This is a genomic window from Chitinophaga sp. HK235, from assembly GCF_018255755.1.
Lineage (GTDB): Bacteria > Bacteroidota > Bacteroidia > Chitinophagales > Chitinophagaceae > Chitinophaga.
In genome coordinates this window covers 3,205,279-3,230,334 of sequence record NZ_CP073766.1, presented here as the reverse complement: position 1 = coordinate 3,230,334, position 25,056 = coordinate 3,205,279, and the positions used below count along the sequence as shown (strand labels likewise).

Here is a 25,056-nt window from a genome sequence, read left to right as displayed (position 1 = left end):
TAGAATTGGTAACATAAGGCTGGTGGCTGGTTGTATTGCTAAATTGATTTAGCAAACCGGGCACACTTCACCCCTTTAACCGTGGATAGTTATCAGTTTTTTTCGGTTATTGATTCAATACTTATATACTTAACAGCCTTTGCCTTTTATCAGCACATCATGGCCGTTTTCTATCTTATAGGTGGCATTCCTTACTGCACAGATAACGTCCAGCACTTCTTCGAGGGATTCGGTACCTGCAAAGGACACTCTGATCGGGCATTGTTTTAATGCATCATCACTGAATTGTATGTTCACTTCGTAACGTTTGCTGAGTGTATTGGCAATAGTTTCAAAAGTTGCATTTTCAAAAACCATATCGGTGGTGGTCCAGCTGGCTTTGGCCATGGCATTTACCGCTTGCTGGATGGCGGCGGCATTTTTGGTGTTGTAAACTATCTGCTGATCCGGTGTTAATACGGCCAGCACTTTACTGCCTTCTTCCACCTTTACCTTTCCTCGTGTAACCGACACCGTTATCTCCTCCTGCCCGGGGTAGGCACTGATGTTAAAAGCCGTGCCCAGTACTGTTGTCTTCAGTATGCCTGTATTGATAATAAACGGTTTAAGGCTGTCGGGACGTATATCAAAATAGGCTTCACCGGAAAGGGTGACTTCCCGCAGGGTTCCGTTAAACCTGTCGGGGAAAACAAGCCTGCTGCCTGCATGCAGTATCACTGTACTGCCATCCGGTAGGGTGATGTGCCGGTTGAAATCCGTCTGCCTGTCGGCATACCGGCTCCCGGATTTACCGGCCGGCAGTACATCCGGCTTCAGCATCCGGTAGCTCAGTCCGGCCAGTAACAACACGGTAGCCCAGATTGCTGCATACCGCAGCACCTTTTTCCATACCGCTGTTTTTACAGCTTTCATCCCGCTACTGCCCGGCGCTGCAGACAACCTCCCGCGTAATGCCTGCAGTTGTTGCTGCGTCAGCTGTTTGGCTGCTTCGCTCTGCGGATCGATCGCCTCATCGGGCAAATCATTCCCCAGCGATGCATACCAGACTTCCAGTGCATGTAACTCCTCCGCATTGCAGATGCCCTGACGATATTTCTGTAACAGTACATACAAGTTTTGTTCATCCATAGCTGTAATAATGCGACTGGCTATATTAAATAACACCAAATTAATCCGTTGCCGTTATCCCCCGGATAAATTTTTTTTCATGAAAAGGTGATACGCACAAAAGGTAAACAAGCAATTAAATATTACTAGATTTGATGAAAATACTAAACCCATCGAACCAATCACGGAAAATACCGATTCTGCCCTGCTGAGATCATGGAAAAACGGCGATGAAAAAGCGTTTGATATGATTTATACCCGTCATTTTATCCGGTTGGTCAACCTGGCCTATAAGAAAACCGGTAATATGGAAGCGTCGCAGGAACTGGTACAGGATGTGTTTTTATCGCTCTATCGTCAACTGTCACGGCTACCCGAACAAACCGTATTGGAAAATTATCTGTTCATCGCTACCAGAAACCGTATCTACAATTATCACCGGCATCAGTTGCTGCAACTCAAAAAGGAAGCATTACTCCGGGACAACTATGCCCCTTCCTCCGGCGCAAGCCCCGACAGACTGGAGCTGAAAGAGCTGGAAAGCCTGCTGCGGAATAAAATACAGCAACTGCCTGATCAATGCCGCAAGGTGTTTCTGCTGAGCCGGGAAGAACAACTCTCCAATAAAGAAGTCGCTGAACGTTTACACATTTCCGTTAATACAGTAGAACAGCATATGCGTAAAGCCCTGCGTATTCTGCGGGCTAGTTTTAATGATGAATTATCGCTGATGTTATTGCTGTTATTACTGAAACACAGCAATTTTTAACACCCTGTATATTGCTGACCTGCTTTTATAATCCTGGATCGGGAAAAGGATCCGGGATTATATCTTATGTATATTGCGCAGCAAATAATACCTATGTACAGAAAATATCCATTTATCCTTTGTAGCCTTCTGGTATTACATATTTCAGCTAACTCCCAAACGCTGGATGATGTCACAACAAAGGGAAGTACAACTAAAAATAGTATAACTATCAATAACGAGCAAGGCCTCAGTTTAGGCGTTGACGTTTCAACAGGATATACTATAAAGAGCCATTTTATAAGGCCACTTAACGCCGGCTACAGAACCTTACGATTTGATTGTTCTTCAGTCGATGACAATGGAGGATGGGAGTTTTACAACTCAGGTCTTAATAAATCCATAATGTATGTTAAACAAAGCGGAAACATCGGGATCGGTACAACAAACCCCCAATCCAGGCTAGAGGTGAATGGAACTATTACGGGAACAAGACTCCAAATAACTAAATCCGGGTGGTCAGATTTCGTATTTCAGGATGGATACCATCTGCCATCTTTAACAGAAATAGAAGCGTTCATAAAGAAGAATAAACATTTACCAGATATACCGTCAGAAGAGCAAGTAAAAGCAAATGGCATTGATGTTGGTGAAACCCAGGCTAAATTGTTACAGAAAATAGAGGAACTGACTTTGCATTTGATCGAACTCAACAATAAAGTAACTGCTCAGCAACAATTATTGTTGGAACAAAGCAAAGAACTAAAACGGTTAAGAAGATAATATATAGACAAAGAGAAATGAATAGGAATCACAGAGATTCGAGAAGCCTGCGCGAGAGCGTGGGCTTTTTGTTTTAGCCTTTTTTATTTTTCAGATCGGCCTCGATGGCTGCGATTTCGTTGATGGCTAGTTTCAGGATGCGTTCAGGGGTTACCCGCAGTACTTCTGCCAGCTTTTGGATCTCTTCCACTTTTAATAAATGAGGGTGTTCTATTTTTTTACTAATAGTACCTCTGGAATAACCGGTCATTTTGCCCAGTTTAGGTGCGTTAATATGCTCCTCCAGTTGCCGTAAGTTATTGATACCCTTATCGCCTCCTTTTTCGATGCCTTCAGAAACAGAGTTTAATAATGATTCTCCTATAATCATTGAAAATCAAGGTTTCATCAAATTAAATCTATAATTATCTCAATTGCTCTTTTTGTCTACGAAGTTGTCTGTTTTGGTTATAAATTTGTATATTGCGTTTACGAAAATGACTATATATTAACCAAAACTGAATATGTGTCATGTTGACATTATTGTATACGTATCGGGAGTTGTTGATCAGGAAGACTTTTTATGCATCTGACTAAGTGCGAGCGTCATAATTGTCTGGGGGGTCACTCCAAATGCTTTGGCAAGTAATTCACATTCCTCAATTTTTAATAACCCGGGATTAATCAGTTTTTTATACAGTGTAGATTTATGGATGCCCACCGCTGTTCCTACAGTGGTCATTGGAATAATATCATAAATACCCCGAAGATCTCTGATCTTACCTGCTTCAATCAGTGTGCGCACTGCTTCGAATCTTGGGTCTTTTCCTTTTGCCATATCTGATTATTTCGGATTGGAAAAATAAACAGCATGGGGTAGTTATGCTTTAAACTGATCCAATATTGAATATTATTGTATCGAAATAACATTTATTGTTTCCAAAAATGAATTTTTCTCTTTTAATGAGAATGGCTGTATCAATAATCAGTCCACTGAAAAACTATGTCCCTCATTTTGTACTGGCATGGAAGATCCTTTTTATGACGATGACGGGTCCTTCAAATGGTTTGTCATCATTTTCATTTTTTTTATCGCGATGCTCGGCTGTTTCGTATTAATCGGCATTAAAAAATAGTTCTAAGGGTTAAATACCATCGTTGAGGTATTGTTTCTACATTCTGCCTCAGCATCTCAACAAATACATAATCCAAAAACACAGCGGTGGTTTCTACCACCGCTACTCCTGTTTATACCTGCGTAGAGCCTTACCGGTTAGCAGCTGTTACCCGTCCTAACTGCTTTGTATACTCCTGTCAATACTGCATTCACGGCCATACTGCTACGGCTTGTAGTAATATAACTACAACATTCCGGTAGTATTACTATAAACTTACTTATAAGCGTATACTAATTTTGTATCTGATGCTGTTTCCGGCCCTTCAGCCATTGTTAATAGTCCATCGTCTGCCCGGCACATGCTGCAGCAGGCGGTGCTATCTCGAAAGGGCGATGCATCCACGTCAACGATTCTAATCGGTAAAGGGGATATAACGGACAGTTAACCTCGATGGCCGGAAGCTGAGTCTCTTCCGGCCATCTACATACTGAAGAAGATAGTTGCCCTTGTTTTGTATGGCAAGGGTATACTTGGGTTATAGTTAGTTTAATGGTTATTGCCGGACCCCCGCCCGTGGGTCCGGCATAATTTTTTTAGTCGGGTTGCCCCCAAACAGCTCCCATAACAGCCCTGCAGCCACCAGTATCAGCAAGAGCCAGGATGAACCGGCTGCTATTTTACGGCCCGCAATAAAGTTGTCCGGGCGGAAACGGAATTCAATTTCATGTTTGCCGGCAGGTATCTTTAACCCGCGCAGCGCATAGTTTACACGGATAATATCTGTTTCCTGATGGTCGATAAAAGCACGCCAGCCGGCAGGATAATAGATATCGGAGAACACCCCAAAACCGTCCTGCGTATTCTGCGAGGTAAAGTGAAGATCGTTCAGGCCATAGCGGACCAGTTCTATACGGGCAGCACTGTCTTTCCCGGGTGAGAAAGTGCCCAGTCCGGACTGAAACCGCTGATCAATGATCACCGTGTCTTTCGGATTAAAAGCGTCCATGGCCTGCATTTCTTCGTTGGCATTGGCCGCCCACCGGATGTTTTGAACAAACCAGCCGTTGCCCAGCGCACCTTCATTCTTTTGCGCTACCGGCTCACCTGTTTCGGGATTTTCTGAAATAATATACCGGGTGTTCAGCATATTCAGCACCGCAGGGTTGTTGCGGACCAGCTGATGATCAATCAGGTCCTGATAAATCCACAGCTTGGCCGGACTTTGGCCGCCAATGGATTTGTGCAGATAGGAGGTGCTGGCGTCCAGCCAGGGGTTGGTGGTTTGGTTCAATACACGGTAATAGAGCGTTTTGTCCTTCAGGATCTCCTTGTCTGCAGCAGAAGGTGTGATATAGGAGTCCAGCGCTTCGGGTGTTATGAAGCTATCTTCTCCCATATAGTTTTTATCTACCAGAAACAGGTCTGCGACAGTCAGGATGCCAACCAGAACCATGGCCAGCTGCGGTTTCAGCTTCTCTTTCAGACAAGCCCACAATATACCAAAGGTCAGCAGCAGCAAGGCCAGCGTGCGAAGACCATCCATCAGCAACAGCTGGCTCCGGTCTTTCCTTAATGCAGTCATTAGTTTAGTAGCGGCTTCCTTACCTCCCAGCCACTGCGTGTATTGCTGCAGGTGATACGCATCGTACGGACCTCTGAACGTGTACACAAAAGGCCCCAATACTGCAATACCGACTACCAGTCCGGCAGTGATCACGAAGGCTTTCCTCAGTTGCAGCAGCAAATGTTCCCGGGATTGTTCTCCGCTGAGCAGTTCCTGTAATGCCCAGCAGGCCAGCACCACAAACGTGATTTGCGGGATGATCAGGGCCATGGTTGGGGCTCTGAACCGGTTGTACAACGGCAGATGGTAGAATAAAAAGTTATTGAAAGGGGCAAAGTTATAACCCCAGCTGAGCAGGATGGCAAAGATGGAAACGGCTACCAGCCACCATTTGTGCGGACTGCGGATAATCAGTAGTGCCAGCACTACCAGTAAACAAATAATAGCACCGATATATACCGGGCCTCCGGTCATGGGCTGTCCGGCCCAGTACAGGGGCCATTGGGCATTGGTGACTTCCTTCTTCGCCTTTTCATCTGACATGCCCAGCGATTTCAGGGCCTTGTAGGTATGGGAGTTGACAGACAACTTTTCGGAAGTGGAATTGCCGACTACACCCGGTATCAGCATAGTAAAGGTTTCGCCGGGACCATAACTCCATTGAAATGCATAGCTCAGGTCCAGCCCCGGTGCTTTTTTCTGTTCGGTTTTCAGTTCCGATTCACTGCCACGGATGGTATAACGGGTATACTCTTTCAGGATCATCAGGTTGTCTACATTGGGCAAAATGGCCAGGATAGCCGTTATAGCCAATATCGCTGACGCACGTACGAAAGCAGGCAACTGTTTGCTGCGGTATGCCTGGATAAAAGTGCTGATGATCAGTCCGGCTACCATGATAAGTGCATAATACGCAATCTGCAGGTGGTTGTTGTAGATCAGCATGGTAGTGGCCAGTGCGGTAAGGCAGGCGCCTGCCACCAGCCGGCCGCGGTAGGCGAGAATAATACCGCCCAGCATCGGCGCGATATAGGCCATGGCCATCACTTTGGTGATATGCCCCGCATCCATGCTGATGATGCTGAAGGTGGCAAATCCATAGGCGAGTGCACCCAGGATCCTGATCCAGTAACGGAAATTGAGTACAGACAACAGCACATACATCCCCAGCATATTGATAAATAACATATCTGCCGGATTAGGCAGCCACAGGGTAAAGAGTTTGTTGAGATAATAGGTTTTGGCCACCGGCGGCCCAGTATAGATAACATAGGTGGGCATGCCGCCAAACATGCTGTTGCTCCACAACGGAACATCACCGGTGGCTTTGTAATAGTCTGCCGCTTCTTTTTCCATGCCTTTGAAATGCATCATGTCTGATTGGAACAGTGCTTTACCATCCAGCAGCGGACTGCAGAAAAGCATGGCAAGGCCCGCAAAAAGCGCCACAGCGCCCAGGTGCCGCAAAAGGGTGATCATCCGGTCTTTTTTCATTGAATGCTATACACGCCGTATTTTATGTCTGGCGGGCAGCCAAAATAGTGAATTTGTATGACCGGTGAAAATCAGTGGTCGGATATGACCACGTTTGTTTTCCTTCTGGCAGAAGTGACCAGCAGCAATGGCAGCGATAACAAAAAGATAAATCCCAGCAGCATAAAGGCATCGCTGAAGCTTAGCAGGAAACCCTGCCGGGTGACGCTGATATCCAGCAGCTGTAATGCTTTGTGATATGCATCTGTGCCTGTAAAACCTTTACCCTGGAAAAACTTCGTATAGCCGTGCAGGCGGTTGTACACCAGCGGGTCGGCTGTATTGAGATGGCTGACCAGATCATAGCGGTGCTGGGCTCTGCGCTGCGACAGATAAGTGTTGATCATAGCGATGCCGAAGGAACCGCCCAGCTGCCGCATCATATTGTTGAGTGCCGCCCCCTGCGGTATATCGGCAGGTGGCAGCGAAGATACGGCCAGCGTAGTGAGTGGCACCGTCACCAATGCCAGGCCCACGGCCCGCCAGATCAGGGAGTTGCTGATGGCCTGTGCACTGGCGTCCTGGTTGAGCTGCGACATCTGCCAGCTGAACAGGATAAACATACCCATGCCCGCAATAATCAGATAGATAGGGGAGATGCCCCGCTGCAGCAGACGGGCGGATATAATCAAACCGCCGATGGCCAGGAAAGCGCCGGGCAGCAACAACATCCCGGTTTGCAAAGGCGTGAAATTGAGCAGTCGTTGTGCAAAAACAGGTGCCAGAAACACCGAGCTGTAAATGCCCAGGCCGGAGATGAAGGTAAGGGCTGCTGCAATGCTCAGGTTCCTGCTTTTGAGCACGCGCAGGTTGACAACGGGCTGGGCTACACGCAGTTCCCACCAGATAAAGATACCGATACCCAGCACCGCTATCACGGTAAGCCAGGTGATGTAGGCAGCTTCAAACCAGTCGTCGCTTTCGCCACGTTCCAGTACCGTCTGCAAGGCACTTACACCCACCGCCAGCAGCAGGATACCGGTCCAGTCTATTTTCTGGCTGCCGGCCTTTCGTGCAGGCTCTTCTACTAAAAGATAACAGATGAAGGCTACGATAATACCTATCGGTACATTAATATAAAAGATCCAGGGCCAGCTGTAATACTCCGTGATATAACCTCCCAGTGTAGGCCCGATGGTAGGCCCGATAAATACACCGATGCCAAATATTGCGCTGGCCACGTTCTGCTTTTCTTTGGGGAACTGCTCAAATACAATCACCTGAGATACCGACAGGAGGGCGCCTCCGCCGATGCCCTGCAGAAAACGGAATAACACCAGTACCCATATATTGGTGGCTTGCCCGCACATCAGGGAAAAGATGGTGAAGGCGATGATGGAGCCGATGTAATAGTTGCGCCGACCCAGTTTGCCAGCCAGAAACCCGGTGATGGGAATGATGATCACGTTGGCGATGGCATAGGCAGTGATAACCCAGGAGGTGTCTTCGAGGGTGGCGCCCAGATTGCCGCTCATGTGCGATAGCGCCACGTTTACGATAGAGCTGTCTATCAGTTCCATGATGGCCGCTGCGATGACCGCCATGACCAGTATACTCTTTTTCATACCGATCGGTATATTATTTGATAAAAAATTTAGAGACTACGGGCGTTAAAGGTTTGTGCGGCCTGGGCAGGGGAGGCGGAGCGGACCAGCTGAAACACTTTCTGTGTATCGCCTACATGAATTTCGTATTCATCGTTGGCAAGGGCAGACATAAACTCTGCGGCCACCTGTTCGGGTGGGATCCCATTTTCACCGCCTATTTCCCGGGAGAGAGCGGTGTTTACCAGCGGCGGCATCAGTTCAAATACCCGGACAGGGCTCACAGACAGCCGCAATGCCTGCGTGTAGGAGTGGAGGGCCGCTTTGCTGGCAGCATAGGTGGGCAGCGCCACGGAAGGCACCAGGGCCGTCACGGAACTGACATTGATGATGGCCGCTTCTTCCTGGAGACGCAGCTGCGGCAGCAATAGTTCCGTGAGTTGTATGATCGCCAGGTAATTGGTGAGCATTTCATCAGCAGCCTTGTCGAAGGCCTGTGCATGGTCTGACAACCGGTATGCGCTGGCTCTGCCAGCATTGTTGATGAGCATGTTCAGCTCCGGATGCTCCTGCTTCAGGGTTTGTACCATTTGTTTTACAGACTGATGCCGGGTGACATCCGATACGATGGGGATAAGGCCGGGTACAGCGGCTGCGGCCTGTTCCAGCCTGTCAGCATCTCTTCCGGTGATGATCACTTTATTGCCTTCCGCTGCCAGTGCACGGGCCAGTGCCAGCCCTATGCCGGCGCTCCCGCCGGTAATTAGTACCGTGTTGTTGTGTGTTCTCATAATATGTATTTTATACCAATCGGTATATTTTTAAATAAAAAAAGGTCAAAGTTCCTGTATCAGTGTTTCAACAGATTGCATAATGGCATTGCGGTAATGCATTTTACCGGTCAGTTTGGTGATCATAATACAGCCTTCTATCATGGCGATAAGGGTGAGGGCGGTTTGTTCCGCATCAACGCTTTTTTTGAATTCTCCTTCCTTCACGCCTTTTTCGATCAGGTGAACGATACGGCTTTTCCAGAAGGTAACTGCCTCTGCTGCTTTTTGTTTCAGAGCTGGGTGAGTATCATCGGCCTCTGTAGCGGTGTTGAGGATGGGGCAACCACCCGGGGGAAACGGATGCTTGAGGAAATTGCTGTATATCTGCACATACACCAGCATCTTGTCTCTGCAGGTGGAATGTTTGTCCATTTCCTGCCGTATCATGCCGGCCACCTGACGGGTGTTATAATCAAAGGCAGCCAGGGCGACCTCGTCTTTGTTGGCGAAGTTGCCGTAAATGCTGCCTTTGGTAAGCCCGGTAGCATTGGTCATATCCGTCAGCGAAGTGCCGGAATAACCCTTCTCATTGAACACCGGGGCGGTTTTCTCCACAATAAACTGTTTCGTTTTTTCTGCTTTGCTCATATCCGGTGATAATTGATAAGAACAAAATTATACCATTTGGTATATAATATGAAATTTTATTTGGGAGAAGAGGTGAAGAAAAAATAATCAAAACTGGAATTGCGTACATCATCTCTCAGGTCCCCCAGTACACCTTTCATATTCCTGTAAAAAAACACAGGACCAGCGGGATAGGAATCGTATCCTTTCTTCCCATGATAATACTCATTTATAATATACAAGGCTGGCTTTTGATATTGAACGTCCACACCTTTTTCCTGGTTAGCAGTAGCAGACAATGCCATATACCATTCTGCAATACCCTGTAACTGATCTTTAGTAAAGATGTAAGCTCCCCCTGTATGGAAATCAAATTCATTCATAAGGTTGCCGTTTTTCCAGTCAAATCCGCATAGGAAATAATAAGCCATTTCTCCAAGATACTGGTATTCCCCAAAGAAAAAAGATGTCAGTCCGCTTTTGGCCGCCTCCACCTTTCCCATTTTAGACGTCTCCGCATAATAAATTTCCTTTAACTCTCCGATAGTTAAATGCATGGTCTGGCCCTGATACTTCTCTTTTATAGCAGCAAACTTATCAGATGTACTGGCTAAAAACTGTTCCTGATTTACGCCGTAAATGTAAATATATCCGCTCATTGGCTATTGTTGTTTTTGGTAAGGCAAAATACACAAAGCGCCTCAATTTTTTTGAGGCGCTTTGTATGTTAATGATGATGTGGATTCTTTTTCTTTTCCACCCAGTAATACAAGGGTGGTATTACTATCGGGGTGAAGAGTAGGGTGAAGGTGAGCCCACCGATGATCACCGTGGCCAGCGGCCTTTGCACATCGGAGCCGATACCGGTGCTGATGGCAGCAGGTACCAGACCAATGATAGCTACCATGAGCATCATCATGATGGCTTTAAACTGATCTACCGCCACCTTCTGTACAGAGGCGCGCAGCGTGAGCGGCGACTTGTACATCTCCCGGTTCAGTGCAGACACCAGCAATACACCGGCCATCACCGAAATACCGAAGATGGACACGAAGCCTACACCAGCAGATACGTTGAAGTGGTAACCTCTTAAAAACAAAGCGATGATACCGCCGGCGAGTGCTACCAGTATACAACTCATGGTTACGAAAGTATGTTTCATGCTTTTAAACAGCATAAACAGGAACACAAACACAATCACGATAGTGAGCGGAATGGTGAGTGACAGCTGTTTGCCGGCTCTTTCCAGGTTTTCGTATTGACCACCGTAAATGATATCGTAGCCTTTGGGCACCTGTACCCGCTGGCCGATTTTTTCCTGTAGCTCTTTTACGAAAGAGCCCTGGTCGCGACCGCGAACGTTGGTACGTACGGTCACCATCCTTTTACCATCGAGCCGGTAGATGTTGGTCTGACCATCGATAAACTGAATATCTGCCAGCTGGTCCATAGGGATCAGCGCGCCGGTGGCGGCAGGTACCTGCAGGTTACGGATGGCTTCAACGGTGTTTCTTTCCTGTGGCAGATAACGGACGATGATATCGTAGCGTTTGGTGCCATCGTATAATGTACCGATCGGTTTTCCGCCGATGGCAGATTCGATCATGCTTTGTATATCACTTACATTGATACCGAAGCGGGCCGCATTTTCGCGGTTGATGTTGATGGCCAGCTGGGCCTGTGTACCTTCCTGTTCAATATTTACGGAAGCAGAGCCCTCTGTGGCTTTTACAATGGCCGCGATGCTGTCTGCTTTAGGACGCATCAGGCTCAGATCGTCGCCTACCACGGAGATGGCCAGGTCAGCAGCACTACCAGTCACAATTTCCATCACCTGGTCGATAATGGGCTGTCCGGAGTTAAAAGAGGTGCCCGGAATATTTTTCTCCAGGTCCGCCTGTATCCGTTTTACCAGTTCTTTTTTGGTGATGGTATCACTCCATAGTTTGTAATCTTTTAATCCTACCAGTATCTCTGTACGGTTGGCAGGGAAAGGATCCGTACCATCATCATTGCGTCCGGTTTGTGTGATCACATATTTCACCGGAGGATACGAAGCGATCACTTTCCGGATAATAGGAGCGATCTTGGCGTTTTCCTGGATGGTAACACCGGCCGGCATAAAGGCGCGCATGAATATGGAGCCTTCGTCCAGTTCGGGCAGGAATTCTGACCCCAGCTTGCCGCCCAGGCCGATCAGCAGTACGATGGCTACACCAGCAATCAATACGGTCTGTTTATGAAAGCGCAGGAAGAAATTGAGCGAGTGGTCATATGTTTTTTCGAGAAAATCCAGTACCACATTACGGTGCGCTTTCATTGGCTTGTCGGTGGACAGCGCCTTTTTATAGGCAAAGGAGATAAGCACGGGTATCAGTGTCAGTGCGCAGATCATGGCACCTATTACTGCAAAAGACAGTGTAAGGGCCATAGGTGAGAAGAGTTTACCTTCTACCCTTGTCATCATCAGGATAGGCGTATAGGCCAGGATGATGATGGTAACGGAGAAGAAAATCTCACGGCCTACTTCCTGTGCCGAAATGAGGGTGATTCCTACAATGCCGTTTTCCTTCTCCTGTGGTGTAGCGTTGCGATAGCGCCGGATCAGGTGTTCAGCCATTACGCAGGCGCCATCCACGATGATACCGAAGTCGATCGCACCGAGTGATAACAGGTTGGCCGGAATGCCGGTCAGCCGCATCAGGATAAAGGCAAACAGCAGGGAAAAGGGAATGGTGGCAGTCACCACGAGTGCAGAGCGTATACTGCCCAGGAAAAACACGAGTACGATTACCACAATACTAACACCCATAAAGAGTGTATGTGCTACCGTTTCCAGAGAGTGGTCGATCAGGAAGCTACGGTCGTATAGTACGCGGAGTTTCACGCCTTCAGGCAGTTCTGTGTCGCTGAGTAGTGCCAGCTTCTCCTTCAGTGCTTTCAGGGCGATACTGGGGTTTTCGCCGCGGCGCAGCAGGATGATACCTTCAGGAGAACCTATCTTGTCGATGCCTTCATCGGGCACAGCATAACCCAGTACGCCGGAAGGCGGCGGGGGAGCTGTTTCTACGGTGGCTACATCTTTCACATATACCGGCACACCATTCACGGCTGTGAGTACAATGTTGCGCAGGTCCTTTTCTGATTTTACCGCACCAAGGCCTCTCACGGCAAAGCCTTGTCCACCGCGGTCTATCACGTTGCCGCCGGTATTCAGGTTGTTCTTCTGAACGGCGTCTATCACATCCTGCAGTGTGAGGTTGTATTTACGCAGTTTATCCGGAGCGGTGAGGATATGAAATTGTTTGAGTGGTCCGCCGAAGTTGGTTACATCGGCGATACCGGGCACCTGAAGGATGGCGGGCCTTATCACCCAGTCCTGCAGGTCTCTCAGCTGCATGGGCGTATAGCTGGGAGGGGCTTCCACCACATAGCGGTAGATCTCGCCCACGGCGGTGGTGAGTGGCGCCAGTTCCGGTGTTACGCCTGCCGGCAGTGTGATGGAAGAAAGACGTTCGATCACCTGCTGACGGGCAAAATAGTCGTCAGTGCCATCCTGGAAGGTCAGCTGTACCACAGAGAGTCCGAAGATGGTACGGCTTCTTCTGTCCAGCACGCGGGGCACGTTGTTGAGGGCGCGTTCGATAGGAATGGTCACCTGTTGTTCCACTTCTTCCGCAGCACGTCCGTCAAACGGGGCCACAATAATAACGTTGGTATCGGCAATATCAGGATAGGCTTCAATTTTCAGCTGGGTAAAACACCAGTAACCGATTACTGATAATACCACTGCGCTGATAATGACCGCCCAACGGTTACGTAAGGAAAATACTAGTAGGTTGCGGATCATGCTTTAAATTGCTCTACGGGGTGTGTAATAATAAATCCGCCTTTATAGGAAGCCCTTAGCAGTGTCAGTACCTCCCGCACTTTTTCTTCTTCATCTATAAAGGTGATCATCATAGGAGGTTCATCAAAGGAAAAGATTTCATCGGGGCGTTTCATCAGCTGGTTACTGCCAAAGCCCATGAAGCCGCGGTATGCCGTGGCGCCTTTGACATTGTTGTTGATCAGGAACTGCATGATAAAATCATATAGTGGCCTGGTACCGAGCAAATCATCTTTATCAATAAAAATCTGTGCCTGTAGCATAACTATGATTTTTAATATCCGAATGAAATTCCTTTCAGTTGCATGGCGCCGTCGGTTACCACCTGGTCGCCTGCTTTAATGCCGCCGAATACCACCATGCGGTCGTTTACCTGTATACCGGTGAGCACTTCCCTGCGTTCGAAGGTGCGATCATCTTTACGTACAAAAACATAGTTTTTGCCCTGAACGGTAATGATGGAAGCGCGGGGCACCGACAGGGTATTGCCTTCGCTGACACCGAATTTTACGGTGGCAAACATACCGGGGCGCAGTTTGTGTTGTATGTCAGATACGGTGATTCTCAATTTCACCATACGGGTGATGTTGTCTACTACTTCGCCGATTTTTTCGATCACGCCGGAAAAGGTTTCGCCAGGGTAGGAGTTGAGCTGCAGTTTACAGTTGCTGCCTTCTTTTACTTTGGTGATCTGGTTTTCGGGCATTTCACAGATGATCCATGTTTTGTCTGGTTTGGCTGTTACGAGCGACTGTGGGTCGAAGCCGGCCAGTTTGAGTTTGGATTCATGTTCTATGATGGAAGTTTTTTCGTTGGCGAGGTCTGTTTCCGCGATAGCCATTTCAGTCTGGGCGGAGATGAGGTCTGTTTTGGCATCAGACACATCTTTGCCGGTGCCGGCGCCGTGTTCCGCGAGATCTTTAAAGCGGTCCAGTTCTATTTGTTTCTGGGCGGCGATAGCTTTTTTCTGGCGGATGATATTACCTTTTTCGCGGATGTTGATGATATGTTGCAACAGCTCCGTGTAACTGGCGGTGAGGTCCGGATTGTCGAACAGCACGATATTCTGGGAGGCGTTTCCGTTTGACTTTACCACGGTAGCGGCTACACGTGCCGGAGCCATCAGTTCTGCGTTAAGGTCGCTCTGGGTGGCCTCCATGGTTTTGAAGAAGTGAAGGGTAAGGCTGTCGGGAGGAAGTTTGATAGTTCGTCCGCTGTCTTCCACAACGGTTTTGCTGGGGGCGGCAGCTGTTTTCTTTTCCTGATGTGCTCCGCAAGACATGGCCAACCATGCAATGCTTGCTATTGATAAGCCCAAGGCAGTTTTTGTCATCTGATAAATTATAGTTGATTAATCAATCCGGTTACCTGTAAAAGTTGCAGGTAGCTTTTGCGATAGTTGTACAATGCGTCGTAATACATTTTCTGGGTTTCGAACCAGGTCCGTTGTGCTTCCAGGAAATCTATGATGGTAGTACCGCCTTTCGTATAGGCGTACTTTACAGATTGCAGAATAGTTTCTGCCTGGGGCAGGATGCTTTTGTATTTGTCTACTGTTTCTCTATTGACCTGATAAGTATGCCAGGTGGCTTGTACTTCGGTGCTTACCTGTTTTTGCAGGGCGGACAGTGACTGTTCGGACTGTTGCAGTACTATTTTGGATTTCCGGATTTCGCCCTGGTTGCGGCTGAATACCGGCAGATCGATGGTAGCGAAGACGCCGAAATAGGGAACGGTGTTCTGCGGGTTGTAGATGAATCCCAGCTCCGGCGTTGGTTGGGCCAGGGCTTTTTGCAGGGAGATGTTGCTTTTGGCGGCGCTGATGGTGGCCTGTGCCTGTTGTACATCGGGGCGCTGCACCAGCGAAAGGTTTACGAGGCTGTCCAGCTCCTGCGTCATCTCCATGGATATAACGGGGTCCTGTTCGTCGATGGCGATGCTGTCGGTTTGTCCGGTGAGCAGTTGCAGGTTTTGCAGTTCATTACGATAGTTCTGGGCTGCGTTGTTGTATTGTAGCTGGTACTGTTGCAGCAATAGCTGGGTACGTGCCAGTTCACTGCTGCTGATCACCTGGTTTCTCAGGCGTATTTCCTGGGTTTTTACCAGGCTGTCAATGTTTACTCTCGCTTCGCGGATCAGTTGCAGGTTGACTTTATTAAACCATACATCCAGCCATTTGTTGCCTGTTTCGGTAAGGATGTTCCTTTCCACGTCGGCGAAGGTTTTTTCGGCGACGGTTACATTGCCGGCTGCGAACTGTTGTTTCAGTCTCCGCTGGCCCGACAGTTGAAACTGTTTGGTCAGCTGCCACCAGGTTTGCCGGTTTTCTTTATCGTAATACCGGGTGTTGGGAGCAAAGTTCCGCGAGTTCATCAGCTGAAGGGTCTGATTGTTCAACACCGGATTGGGTCTTAATCCCGCAGTAATGACATCGCTCTGGGCGATAGCAGTATTCAGACTGGCAGGCTTAAGAAAAGGGTTGTTGGTTCTGGCGGCATGAAGTGCCCCTGGCAAGGTTAGAGTAGTCTGGGCCCTTGACATAAAGGGGATGCCCATCGTACAAATGATCAGATAAATGGCTCTACGCATTCCTGTTAGTGCTGTTTGCTATGGATAATACTAATTTTTGCGGTTTTTGTTCAATGGCTGTCAAATAACATCACTGACAAGGGAATAAATCACAAGGCCTGGTCTCCAAATCGGGGGCCAAGATAGTGAATATTTGAAGATGTAAAGGGGAGTGAGGAATAAAATAATATGGGGAGGAAATGGGGGTTAGACTCTGATCTTATCATTCTGGATATTGTTGGATAACTTTTCAAAGTGCATAAAAACTTCTGTGGCATCCTTATCAATAGGATTGAAGTAGTTCTTATACATTTCGGATATAATATCCAATATGGCGATTGTTTTCGATTTAGCGGAACAGGTGGCGAAAAAAGAATCTAACTCCTTGAGAATACGCTTGCTAACATAATTTTCAATATCAGTCTGTGAAACTCCATATAGATCCATAGCTTCTTCAAGATAGAAATCGCCATCCTGAACCGTTTTTATAACGGTGTAACACTTTCTGTCGATATCAGAGAAATACCTGTCTTTCATAAGCTCTTCTCCAATATAGGCAGCCTCATTAAATATCGATTTATCCGCAAACATATGTTATAAAGTTAATTGATTCCTCCCTATTGGACAAATCTATTGCACCATGCCATTGACTGCTTCTCAGAATATTTTCCATAAAAGACAATTCTGCCCATTTGAAGATAGGAAATGATTTTCCCTCAGGGTGTTTTATATAGTAATTATTGTATATTTTTTCGATTGCTTCGTACTGTTTTTGCGTTAGTTTTTTTCGTGAATTGTTTAAAATAAAAGTCATCTCCTGCTTGTACAGAGCATTAAACTGGAATTTGGCCCAGACATATCCACCATCCTCTAAACAAGCAAAGACATGTATTTTCCTGACTCCCATATTCAAATATTGCTGAAGGAAGGATTGGAAAATCTTTTTGGCAATCCCCTTGTTCCTGGCGCCTGTTGGAAGAATAAATGCATCATGTTTAACTATCAGCTCATTATCATCCCAGGTAAATGTTCTTGATAATGCCAACCCGGATGTCTCATTTTCACAATGCTCAGATTGAATGTCAATTTTTATTTCCGGAGGGTGAGGTGGATTTAAAAAAATGCACTTAAACAATTTGTCAATACTAACAGATAGTAATGTCTCATTGATATCGTCTAACAGTTTTAAAAGGTCGAAATTCCGGAAATACTTGTTGATAAAATCTTCGGGAGCATTGGTTATTTCTCCTTTCAGTTCGTATCCCAAAGAGAGGATTTGTTGTATTTCACGTGGGGTTATATGATGAGAATATAAAGCAATACTCATGAAGTGTACCGATTTCTGATGACAACTAAAGATAAAGGTTTTTTACACAGAAAATCGGTCTGCGATCTAAAAGTAAAATAAATTCAAATCGCTGCAACCAATTATAGGACAATGTTTGCAGCGATTTGAAAAAATAGTTTTCTATATGAGTTTTAAACATCCACTTTGAGCATTGGAGAATATCATTTTTATTAATGTGCGTCTTTTTCATAGATCAGTTTCATCCCTCTGAGATTCACCAGTCCATGCAGGAAAATGGTGTTCATCTCATGGTAGATCCTGTTGACAAGACTCCTCTCTATATGCCTATGTTCTGTAACGATTTGCATCGGTGTGAAGTAAATTTTTTCCATCAGCGACCGGTCGAGGTTGCGGCGGTACAGTCCTTCTTTCAATCCTCTGCAGACATTCAGCCGGATGAAAGCGGAGAGTGTTTCTTCCCTGAACTGTTCCAGCTTTTCCCAGGTGCTGCTGTAATGATTGCGGATATCGATAAAAAAGACGGGCTGTATGATTTCCACCATTTTTTCCGCGGCCCTGAAAAAGTTACTGATCTCCGTGATGGCATTGGAAGACAGGTGCCTGTTGAAAGAGAGGTACCTCTCTGTTTTTTCCAGCCATTCCGTGATGATATGGCAAATCAGTTTTTCTTTACTGTCGAAATGTTCGTAAAAGCTTTGGGTAGGCAGCTGGCAGAACCGGGTGATCTCGTCTACGCTGGTAGCCCTGATACCTTTGTGGGTGAAGAGGATGATGCCGCCATGAACGAGCTGGTGCCATTCTTCTTTCATACAACAATTGTTTTAAGGGATTATTTCAATGCTCCGATCGCTTTCTGATATGCCGCTTCATTGATCTTATATTCAACTTTGCTGTCTATGATACTGCTATAGGCCTGTTGCCATATGGTTTGTGCTTCCAGTACGTCCTTACCGGTGATAGTCCCTGCTTTGAGGCGGTCGTTGGCGAGTTTGAGATTCTCGGTGGCCTGTTCCAGTGACAGCCGGGAGGTCTGGATTTTTTTGACGGACTGGTTAAGGGCCAGGTATGCCTGTTGTACTTCGAGGCCCACCAGCTCTTTGGTGTTTTCCAGTTCCTGCTGACGGGCAGCTATTTTAAAGGACTGTTCCTTTACCTTATTGGCTTTTTTGCCCCAGTCGAAGATGGGTACATTGATGCTGGCCAGTCCGTACCAGGAACCCATGAAGTCTTTGCCATTGCTGATATTGACGCCTTTACCGCCGGTGGCCAGACCAGCTGCGCTGACACCGATAGTGGGCAGGAAATCAGCCTTCAGCATTTTTTTCTGCAATTGCTCTACTTCCAGCACCTGATGCAGCAAGCGGATTTCCGGCCTGTTTTCCGCAGCAGCTGTCAGTTCCTGTGCAGCCACTTCGTTGAAGTTGCCACTAACGGAGTCGGCTATATTAAAATCTGTCTGGCCGGGCATGCCTGTCACCTGTGCCAGGGCCAGCTTGGCCATCACGAGGCCGTCGTTGGCCTGAGTAAGCCTCAGGGAGGCGTCGTTGAGGTTCACTTCTACCCGCAGCAGATCGTTTTTATAGATCAGGCCTGCGTCGTAGGCGTTTTTAAGTTCCTGCTGCAGTCCTTGCAGCATCTCCTGATATTTTTTTGCCAGGATAATTTTTTCTTTTACCTGTACTACCTGCCAGTATGCTTTGTTGACGTTCAGCAATACTTCCGCGGTGGTCAGTGCTTTCTGTTCCTGCTGGATATTGACACCTTTGGCGGCGGCAGCTTTGCCCAGCTGTATTTTACCGCCGGCATAAATCGGTTGGGTAACGGAAACGATTGCACTGCCGAAGTATTCAGGGATGGCACCGTTCAGCGCGCCACCAATGGGTTTGCCCAGGTAGGCGCCCATCACAGAACCGTCGATGGCCGGATAGGCATTGGCTGCAGCGGATTTAACAGCTGCATTGGCTGCATCTATCTGGTACTGTGCGGCCCTGATTTTTTTATTTTGTTCTATGGCCATCCGCTGGCAGTCTTCCACCGTCAGCACAGGTGTCTGTGCAAAAGTATGATGAGCGGCCAATGCAGCTGCCAGGGTGAATATTAATCTGAAATTCATGGTTGTCTTTTTATGGGCAGGTGGCAACCAGTGCCACCTGCGGATCTGATAAATCAATGGGCCGGTTTGTACATGATCTCTGCGTCGGCATCGGCAGCTATCGCGGGTTCCGGAGCAGGACGTACAAACAGATAATAGAGCACCGGTACTACAAAAAGGGTGAGTATCATGGATACAATCAGCCCCGATGCCAGTACGCTGCCCAGTGGTGCCCACAGCGGCGACTTACCGATGATCATCGGCACCACACCGATAGCAGCTGCGGCCGATGTCAGGAAGATAGGCCGCATACGGCGTTTGGCTGCACCCAGCGCAGCGGCTTTTATCGTATAGTTATGGTCTCTTACCAGCTCATCTGCATAGTCTACCAGGATAATACCATTACGTACCACAATACCAATCAGACTGATGATGCCCATGAAAGCGGTCATACCCATCGGGTTGCCGGTGATATACAGGCCCAGGAAAGCGCCCAGCAGACTAAGCGGGAAAGTGGCCAGGATGATCAGTGTTTTACCAAAAGTCTTGAACTGGAACAACAGCGTGAGCAATATCAGAACAAGACTGGTGCCCAGCGCCTTGCCCATGCCCGGAGCATTCTCTCCGGACGATTCGGCATCACCACCATACTGTATGCTGATACCGGCGGGAAGCTGCAGCTTTTCAATCTGCGGCTGCGCCTTTTTTAATATCTCGGAAGCCATGATACCTTTCTGTGCTTCAGATAATACCGTAAGGGTGCGGATACCATTACGGTGGGCGATCACGCCGGTATGCCAGGAAGGTGTCAGCGCTGCTACTTCTTTTAAAGGCACTTTACCGCCGTATATGCTGTTGAGGTGAAGATTACTCAGGTCATTAAAATCCTTGCGGTTATTGGCTTCCATACGCAGGAAGATGTCCACTGGTTTGTCGCCTTCCCATATCTGGGATACGGCAAAGCCTTTAAGGCCGGCCCCGATCGTTTGGGTGATCAGCTGGTTAGGAACACCCAGCCTGGCAGCGGCGTCTTCTTTCACCTGCAGATTGATGCCCAGGTAATCGTCTTCATAGTCGGACCTTACCCAGTTGGTGCCTGCTGTGTTGCGGAGGATCTCTTTTACCTGCTCTGCCACTTTTTTCTGATCGCTGAGGTTTTCGCCGATCACCCGGACGGCCAGCGGAGAGCCTTCCTGCATACTCAGCTGACGCAGCCGTACATAACCGTTGGGCACAAAACCTTCGAACTTAGGCAGGTACTCTTTTACCAGTTCGTTGGTAGCATCGCTGCCGGAGGTGGTGATAAATACCTGAGCGAAGTTCCTTCTGGGCATCTCCGGTGCGTAGGTAACATTAAAACGGGGGGAGCTGGAACCCACAAAACTGGCAATACCTGTCACACGTTTATCTTTCTGCAACTCCATTTCCACCAGCTTCACCACCCGTTCTGTTTCTTCGAGGGATGTGCCATTGGCCATCCATATTTCTGCATTAAATTGTTTGCTTTCGCTCAGCGGGAAAAATTCCTGTTTCACTTTACCAGCCAGTACTATGGCCAGCACTACTGCACCTGCCGCGATGCCCACAGTAGTACGGGGATAACGGAAGGCCAGCTCCACGCCTTTGTTGAAGGTGTCCTGCAGGAGGTCCAGCAGGCTTTTACGTTTTTTAGTTGTGCTGACTTTATGTTTGAGACCTTTTTTGATGAACACATAACATGTGTAGGGTGTGAGCAGCAATGCTACTGCCATAGAGGTAATCAGCGCTACGGCGATGGTTACCGGCAGGGCCGCGATGAAATCTTTGGATATACCATTCATAAAGATGGCCAGCGGTGCAAAGGCGAAAATGATGGCCAGCGTAGCCGTGAAGATAGGCAGGGAAAGCTGTTTGGCGGCCTGCCAGGCTGCTGTCCACGGGGTGATGCCCTCATCCAGTTTTTCGATGTAGTTGTCCACCACCACGATCGCATTGTCTACTACCATGCCCAGCACAATGATCAGCGCAGCCAGCGTTACCTGATGCAGTTCTATACCCATGATGTTGATCAGTCCGAAGGTGATCAGGATGGAGATGGGCGCTGCCAGCGAAGACACGGCGGCTACCCGGAAGGGGAGCAACAACATCACCACAATGATCACCGAAGCGATGGCCAGTCCAAACTCTTTCATAAAGTGTCGGATACTTTCATCTACTACTTCCGGCTGGTTAACGATGGTCTTGATTTTGATGTCTTCGGGGAAATCATGCCGGAGCGCTTCCAGCCTGTTTTCCACAAGATGACCGAATTGTACGATGTTGTTACCGGGCTGCATCTCAATAGCCAGCATCATCACCTTGTCATCACCTATACGGATAAACGAAGATGGTTCCTCATACCGGCGTTCTATACGCGCTACATCGCGTAGTCTCACCACGGTTCCCTGCGGGGTGGTATAGATGATCTGTGCGCCCAGGTCTTCCGCTGTTTTATACCGGCTGTTGGTAAATACCGGGAAGGTGTTGGAGCTGATGGTCATCTCACCGGAATAACCCGTGATATTCTGGACCTGCAGGGTACGGATAATAGTAGACAGGTCAAAACCATACTGCTGCATCTTCTGATCATCGATTGTTACGTATAGTTGTTGCTTCTGGCCACCGGACCGGTTTATTTTGGATACTTCCGGAATGGTTTTGAGCCCGTCTTCTATTTTATCCAGGTATTTTTCTATCTCGCCATAACTGCGTTGTGCAGAGGATACGGTGATGATCTGTGCGGTTACATCTCCGAAGTTGCTGTTCACCACAGGACCTATCACACCTTGTGGCAGTATCTGCGGTGCGGCGCTGTTGAGGCCGTGTTGCAGGGTGCTCCAGAATTTTTTCCGGTCTTTAACGGAGGTATGTAATTCTACTGTAATGAAAACCTGCCCGTCTTTTGTCTGGGATTTGGTTTTCTCTTTATTCACTTCTTCGAAGGAAAACAGGTACTGTTCTATTTTGTTGGTCACCTGTTTCTCCATTTGTATTTCATCGGCGCCGGGGTAAAAAGCATATACCATGGCCACCGGCATGTCTATCTTCGGGTTTTCCGACCTGGGCATGTTCAGGAGGGAATACAGCCCCAGCAGGAGTAACAGCACCACTACTACAATGGTCACCTGTTTGTACTGCATGGCTGCTTCTATGAAGCTGATTTTTCTCTTTTTCATTCTTCCGGATTGTCACACTGATTAATTGTTGTTACAGGTTGATGGAGGCGCCGTCTTTGAGATTGGAAAGGCCGGTGGTGATCACCTGTTCGCCGCCCTGCAACCCTGTTGTTACCACTACTTCATTTTTGCCGGTAAGGGCTCCTACAGTGATGCGTTTGCGGATGGCTTTGTGTTGTGTGCCGGCGATAAACACATAAGTGATATCATCTGCATCCCTTACCACGGCAGTAGCGGGTACGGTAAGGCTGCTCAGGCTTTTCCCTGTGTTGATGCTGATGTTGGCCAGCATGCCGGGCAACAGGCTGCCGTTGCTGTTGGGGATTTTTATTTTGATATTATAGGTCCTTGATACAGCATCGGCCTGCGGGTTGATGATGGTGATTTTACCACTCACGCTGTCCTGCAGCGTAGGGATGTATACTTTAGCGATCGTGCCCTGTTTGAAGGAACCGACTTCACTTTCCGGTATGGCTGCTTTGGCGTATACCATGTCTGTTTTTACGATGGTGAAAGCAGGTACGCCGGGAGCTGCGGCACTGCCTCTTTCTATCTTTCTGGCAGCGATGATGCCGGAGATAGGGGAGTAGAGCCTGCTGTCGGAAATATGTTTGGCGCTGATCTGTTTGTTGGCCTTGGCTTGTGCGACTTTGGTCCGGATATCGATATAGTCTTTGGCAGGCAGACTACCTTTCTGATAAAGATCGTTTAGCCGGTTGTACATATCTTCTGCCTGCTCCAGGCCCGCAGTGGCGATTGCAAGGGCATTACTGTATTCGGTAGCATCGATAGCTGCCAGCAGCTGTCCCTGTTTTACGGTCTGGCCTTCTTCCACCAGAATGCTGTTCACCACACCAGGCACTGCAAAGCCAATATCAGCGGTATTGTCCGGCTCTATAGTGCCGGAGTAGCTGAATTCCCGGGGTATATCACTGGTACTGACTTTAAATACGCTCACTTTAACCGGTGCCTGCTGCTCCTGCTGTACTGCCTTGTTGCCGCAACCTGCCAGCATTGCTGCCATGATTAAGAATGAAACTGTTTTGTACGTCATCGACATAAACTGATTTTATTACTATGATTGAATACGAGGATTTTCCGTGACAAAATTACTGGCAGTAGGACCGCAGGAAAAGGTTGATAAATCGGGTAACCTGGTCAGAAAGTCGGTTTGTTATTGTATTACTACGGAAATGACTATACGAAAATTAGGCCGGAGCAAGAATGCTCAGGCCTGTTTTAAAACCTACAACTGTTACACTGTTAGTAACAAGAAATTTTCAAGGGAAAACGATCAGTGCCCCAGCGTCCTGAAGGCTCGCGGCGAATAGCCGGTATGGCGTTTGAAAAACTTACCGAAGAAAGACTGGTCACTGAAGTGCAGGGTTTCTGCTATCTCGGCAATACTTAGTTTCGGATTGTCGAGCAACAATTTGGCTTCCAGCACTACATAGTCGTCGATGATTTCGCCGGCATTTTTTCCAGTGATTTCTTTAACGGTTTCTGTCAGGTATTTGGCAGTTACAAACAGTTGCTCTGCATACTGCTTTAAATTGCGCTGATGCCTGAACTGCACCTGTACCAGATTGGTGAAACTGATCACCAGGCTTTCTTTTCTGGAAACATTCGGGTTTTTCAGCTGTGTGTACCGGGTACTCAGTGCTGCCAATTCGTACATGAACAGCAGAAAGGTATGCTGCAGCTTTTCTCTGGCAAAGGGTAGTTGTTGTTTTAGTTCTTCCATACGGGCCGCCAGGTGCCGGAAATGTGTCCGCAGGATGTTGGCATCGGTAGCGGAAAGTTTCCAGTGAGGGGAATATTTGGAAGTGAAATAATCATACAGCTCCATCTTGTTGGCCGGTAAACCTATTTCCACGAGGAAGTCGAGTGTGAAGTTAAGGCCCGAGCCTATACATCCTTCTCCCGTGCTAATAGACTTTTTCATGGTATGAGGAGGAATCAGCAACAGATCGTTGGGCTCCAGGGTGTATAATTCCCGGTCCAGTGAACCCTTCATTGTCCCTTGTTGGATCAGCAGGATACTGGTGAAGTCTGACCTGAAATTAAATTCTATTTTGTTGTAGTCAGCCATGTTCACATCAGTGGTTACATAGAGCCCAATGCCTGGCACATCATTGAATCCATTGCTGCGCATGAATTCAGCCTGTTTGATAATCGCTCTGTGCTCTTTCCTGTGTGCCATACGTTAATCGGGTTGCTGTTTCTCC

21 protein-coding genes are annotated in these 25,056 nt (G+C 47.7%); 2 read left to right on the top strand and 19 right to left on the bottom strand.

Annotation, left to right across the window (positions count from 1 at the left end):
- Positions 1-129: 129 nt before the first annotated feature.
- Complete coding sequence (locus KD145_RS11245; protein WP_212005975.1) at positions 130-1,128, bottom strand: FecR family protein; 999 nt, start codon at positions 1,126-1,128, stop codon at positions 130-132.
- Positions 1,129-1,249: 121 nt separating this feature from the next.
- Between KD145_RS11245 and KD145_RS11240 the strand changes: the two genes are divergently transcribed.
- Positions 1,250-1,876 (top strand): RNA polymerase sigma-70 factor, encoded by a 627-nt coding sequence (locus tag KD145_RS11240; protein WP_212006752.1) that lies wholly within the window; start codon positions 1,250-1,252, stop codon positions 1,874-1,876.
- Positions 1,877-1,969: 93 nt separating this feature from the next.
- Positions 1,970-2,638 (top strand): hypothetical protein, encoded by a 669-nt coding sequence (locus KD145_RS11235; protein WP_212005974.1) that lies wholly within the window; start codon positions 1,970-1,972, stop codon positions 2,636-2,638.
- Between the two features lie 73 nt (positions 2,639-2,711).
- Here the strand turns inward: KD145_RS11235 and KD145_RS11230 are convergent, their stop codons facing one another.
- From KD145_RS11230 to KD145_RS11145, 18 genes are all read right to left on the bottom strand, one after another.
- Positions 2,712-3,008: a helix-turn-helix domain-containing protein gene (locus KD145_RS11230; RefSeq protein WP_212005973.1), complete on the bottom strand. Its 297-nt coding sequence runs from the start codon at positions 3,006-3,008 to the stop codon at positions 2,712-2,714.
- A 177-nt stretch (positions 3,009-3,185) separates the two neighbouring features.
- A complete protein-coding gene (locus tag KD145_RS11225) occupies positions 3,186-3,455 on the bottom strand; it encodes a hypothetical protein (protein ID WP_212005972.1) in 270 nt (89 codons plus the stop codon).
- A gap of 833 nt (positions 3,456-4,288) precedes the next feature.
- The gene (locus KD145_RS11220; RefSeq protein ID WP_212005971.1) at positions 4,289-6,778 is read right to left on the bottom strand and encodes a YfhO family protein; all 2,490 of its coding nucleotides are present in this window, start codon (positions 6,776-6,778) and stop codon (positions 4,289-4,291) included.
- 86 nt (positions 6,779-6,864) lie between these two features.
- Positions 6,865-8,397, bottom strand: coding sequence for a DHA2 family efflux MFS transporter permease subunit (locus KD145_RS11215; RefSeq protein ID WP_212005970.1), 1,533 nt, complete (start codon positions 8,395-8,397; stop codon positions 6,865-6,867).
- A 29-nt stretch (positions 8,398-8,426) separates the two neighbouring features.
- Positions 8,427-9,167 carry an SDR family oxidoreductase gene (locus KD145_RS11210; protein WP_212005969.1) on the bottom strand — a complete coding sequence of 247 codons (741 nt, stop codon included), beginning with the start codon at positions 9,165-9,167 and terminating at the stop codon, positions 8,427-8,429.
- Positions 9,168-9,212: 45 nt separating this feature from the next.
- Complete coding sequence (locus tag KD145_RS11205) at positions 9,213-9,797, bottom strand: TetR/AcrR family transcriptional regulator (protein ID WP_212005968.1); 585 nt, start codon at positions 9,795-9,797, stop codon at positions 9,213-9,215.
- Positions 9,798-9,853: 56 nt separating this feature from the next.
- On the bottom strand, positions 9,854-10,435 hold the full coding sequence (locus tag KD145_RS11200) for a hypothetical protein (RefSeq protein WP_212005967.1): 582 nt from the start codon (positions 10,433-10,435) through the stop codon (positions 9,854-9,856).
- A 68-nt stretch (positions 10,436-10,503) separates the two neighbouring features.
- On the bottom strand, positions 10,504-13,626 hold the full coding sequence (locus tag KD145_RS11195) for an efflux RND transporter permease subunit (RefSeq protein ID WP_212005966.1): 3,123 nt from the start codon (positions 13,624-13,626) through the stop codon (positions 10,504-10,506).
- Complete coding sequence (locus tag KD145_RS11190) at positions 13,623-13,928, bottom strand: DUF190 domain-containing protein (RefSeq protein WP_212005965.1); 306 nt, start codon at positions 13,926-13,928, stop codon at positions 13,623-13,625. Before KD145_RS11190 ends, KD145_RS11195 begins: the two co-directional genes overlap by 4 nt.
- An 11-nt stretch (positions 13,929-13,939) precedes the next feature.
- Positions 13,940-14,998 (bottom strand): efflux RND transporter periplasmic adaptor subunit, encoded by a 1,059-nt coding sequence (locus KD145_RS11185; RefSeq protein ID WP_212005964.1) that lies wholly within the window; start codon positions 14,996-14,998, stop codon positions 13,940-13,942.
- An 8-nt stretch (positions 14,999-15,006) separates the two neighbouring features.
- Positions 15,007-16,254, bottom strand: a complete 1,248-nt coding sequence (locus KD145_RS11180; RefSeq protein WP_212005963.1) for a TolC family protein — start codon at positions 16,252-16,254, stop codon at positions 15,007-15,009.
- Between the two features lie 186 nt (positions 16,255-16,440).
- The gene (locus KD145_RS11175; RefSeq protein ID WP_212005962.1) at positions 16,441-16,824 is read right to left on the bottom strand and encodes a hypothetical protein; all 384 of its coding nucleotides are present in this window, start codon (positions 16,822-16,824) and stop codon (positions 16,441-16,443) included.
- Complete coding sequence (locus tag KD145_RS11170) at positions 16,811-17,560, bottom strand: hypothetical protein (protein WP_212005961.1); 750 nt, start codon at positions 17,558-17,560, stop codon at positions 16,811-16,813. Before KD145_RS11170 ends, KD145_RS11175 begins: the two co-directional genes overlap by 14 nt.
- A gap of 191 nt (positions 17,561-17,751) precedes the next feature.
- Positions 17,752-18,351 carry a TetR/AcrR family transcriptional regulator gene (locus KD145_RS11165; protein ID WP_212005960.1) on the bottom strand — a complete coding sequence of 200 codons (600 nt, stop codon included), beginning with the start codon at positions 18,349-18,351 and terminating at the stop codon, positions 17,752-17,754.
- Between the two features lie 20 nt (positions 18,352-18,371).
- On the bottom strand, positions 18,372-19,655 hold the full coding sequence (locus tag KD145_RS11160) for a TolC family protein (RefSeq protein WP_212005959.1): 1,284 nt from the start codon (positions 19,653-19,655) through the stop codon (positions 18,372-18,374).
- A gap of 53 nt (positions 19,656-19,708) precedes the next feature.
- The gene (locus KD145_RS11155; RefSeq protein WP_212005958.1) at positions 19,709-22,828 is read right to left on the bottom strand and encodes an efflux RND transporter permease subunit; all 3,120 of its coding nucleotides are present in this window, start codon (positions 22,826-22,828) and stop codon (positions 19,709-19,711) included.
- A gap of 31 nt (positions 22,829-22,859) precedes the next feature.
- Positions 22,860-23,852 carry an efflux RND transporter periplasmic adaptor subunit gene (locus KD145_RS11150; RefSeq protein WP_212005957.1) on the bottom strand — a complete coding sequence of 331 codons (993 nt, stop codon included), beginning with the start codon at positions 23,850-23,852 and terminating at the stop codon, positions 22,860-22,862.
- Positions 23,853-24,122: 270 nt separating this feature from the next.
- The gene (locus KD145_RS11145; RefSeq protein ID WP_212005956.1) at positions 24,123-25,031 is read right to left on the bottom strand and encodes an AraC family transcriptional regulator; all 909 of its coding nucleotides are present in this window, start codon (positions 25,029-25,031) and stop codon (positions 24,123-24,125) included.
- Positions 25,032-25,056: the final 25 nt, after the last annotated feature.

Excerpts from the sequence above, each read along its gene's own strand:
- KD145_RS11245 (WP_212005975.1), bottom strand. The coding sequence starts at position 1,128 with ATGGATGAACAAAACTTGTATGTACTGTTACAGAAATATCGTCAGGGC.
- KD145_RS11235 (WP_212005974.1), top strand. The coding sequence starts at position 1,970 with ATGTACAGAAAATATCCATTTATCCTTTGTAGCCTTCTGGTATTACAT.
- KD145_RS11230 (WP_212005973.1), bottom strand. The coding sequence starts at position 3,008 with ATGATTATAGGAGAATCATTATTAAACTCTGTTTCTGAAGGCATCGAA.
- KD145_RS11225 (WP_212005972.1), bottom strand. The coding sequence starts at position 3,455 with ATGGCAAAAGGAAAAGACCCAAGATTCGAAGCAGTGCGCACACTGATT.
- KD145_RS11220 (WP_212005971.1), bottom strand. The coding sequence starts at position 6,778 with ATGATCACCCTTTTGCGGCACCTGGGCGCTGTGGCGCTTTTTGCGGGC.
- KD145_RS11215 (WP_212005970.1), bottom strand. The coding sequence starts at position 8,397 with ATGAAAAAGAGTATACTGGTCATGGCGGTCATCGCAGCGGCCATCATG.
- KD145_RS11210 (WP_212005969.1), bottom strand. The coding sequence starts at position 9,167 with ATGAGAACACACAACAACACGGTACTAATTACCGGCGGGAGCGCCGGC.
- KD145_RS11205 (WP_212005968.1), bottom strand. The coding sequence starts at position 9,797 with ATGAGCAAAGCAGAAAAAACGAAACAGTTTATTGTGGAGAAAACCGCC.
- KD145_RS11200 (WP_212005967.1), bottom strand. The coding sequence starts at position 10,435 with ATGAGCGGATATATTTACATTTACGGCGTAAATCAGGAACAGTTTTTA.
- KD145_RS11195 (WP_212005966.1), bottom strand. The coding sequence starts at position 13,626 with ATGATCCGCAACCTACTAGTATTTTCCTTACGTAACCGTTGGGCGGTC.
- KD145_RS11190 (WP_212005965.1), bottom strand. The coding sequence starts at position 13,928 with ATGCTACAGGCACAGATTTTTATTGATAAAGATGATTTGCTCGGTACC.
- KD145_RS11185 (WP_212005964.1), bottom strand. The coding sequence starts at position 14,998 with ATGACAAAAACTGCCTTGGGCTTATCAATAGCAAGCATTGCATGGTTG.
- KD145_RS11180 (WP_212005963.1), bottom strand. The coding sequence starts at position 16,254 with ATGCGTAGAGCCATTTATCTGATCATTTGTACGATGGGCATCCCCTTT.
- KD145_RS11175 (WP_212005962.1), bottom strand. The coding sequence starts at position 16,824 with ATGTTTGCGGATAAATCGATATTTAATGAGGCTGCCTATATTGGAGAA.
- KD145_RS11170 (WP_212005961.1), bottom strand. The coding sequence starts at position 17,560 with ATGAGTATTGCTTTATATTCTCATCATATAACCCCACGTGAAATACAA.
- KD145_RS11165 (WP_212005960.1), bottom strand. The coding sequence starts at position 18,351 with ATGAAAGAAGAATGGCACCAGCTCGTTCATGGCGGCATCATCCTCTTC.
- KD145_RS11160 (WP_212005959.1), bottom strand. The coding sequence starts at position 19,655 with ATGAATTTCAGATTAATATTCACCCTGGCAGCTGCATTGGCCGCTCAT.
- KD145_RS11155 (WP_212005958.1), bottom strand. The coding sequence starts at position 22,828 with ATGAAAAAGAGAAAAATCAGCTTCATAGAAGCAGCCATGCAGTACAAA.
- KD145_RS11150 (WP_212005957.1), bottom strand. The coding sequence starts at position 23,852 with ATGGCAGCAATGCTGGCAGGTTGCGGCAACAAGGCAGTACAGCAGGAG.
- KD145_RS11145 (WP_212005956.1), bottom strand. The coding sequence starts at position 25,031 with ATGGCACACAGGAAAGAGCACAGAGCGATTATCAAACAGGCTGAATTC.